Below are 547 nucleotides of genomic sequence, written 5' to 3'. Positions count from 1 at the left end.
GTGATCGCCGTGGCCGACACCGCCGACCTCTCCAAGAAGCTCAAGGAGACGAACACCAACTCCTCGGGCAACAAGTCCGGCAAGAACGGGGTGGTGGCCGCGTGAGCATCCGCCGCGAGACCCGCCACGAGGACTACGACCGCACGCACAGCCTGATGGCCGCGCTCGGCGGGAGCCTCCTCCCCCCGGACCAGGACACCCCGCCGGACCGCGCCCAGTTCGAACGCGTCGTGGCGAACGCCCTGTACGTGAACCGCTCCGCCGAGCCGCCCGCCGGCCACACCTACCCGAAGAGGGGCTGACCCGCCATGAACAAGTACGACCGCATCATCAGGACCGCCCAGGCCAAGCTCAAGGGCGTCCAGGCCCGCGAGACCTGGGCCCTGCCGGTCCGGGACCAGGCCAAGATCGCCGGTCACGTCACCGTCGTCATCGGCAAGGGCGTCCGGCAGAAGTCGAGCCCCCGCGCCGAGCGCGGGATCGACCAGATCTGGTCCAACGCCGAGGCCGCCCTCCGCGCGGAGATCAGCGAGGCCGAGAAGGCCAA

Annotated in this window: 2 protein-coding genes; both read left to right on the top strand. The window is 70.4% G+C overall.

What is annotated here, in order from left to right:
- Positions 1-101 precede the first annotated feature (101 nt).
- The gene (locus IE249_RS35580; protein ID WP_138899241.1) at positions 102-302 is read left to right on the top strand and encodes a hypothetical protein; all 201 of its coding nucleotides are present in this window, start codon (positions 102-104) and stop codon (positions 300-302) included.
- Positions 303-308: 6 nt separating this feature from the next.
- Positions 309-547, top strand: a 239-nt coding sequence (locus IE249_RS35575) for a hypothetical protein (protein ID WP_189711673.1), incomplete at its 3' end; no start/stop codon positions are given.

It is taken from the genome of Streptomyces anandii JCM 4720, assembly GCF_014650655.1.
In the GTDB taxonomy this organism is placed as follows: domain Bacteria; phylum Actinomycetota; class Actinomycetes; order Streptomycetales; family Streptomycetaceae; genus Streptomyces; species Streptomyces anandii.
This window is presented reverse-complemented; position numbering and strand designations above follow the sequence as displayed.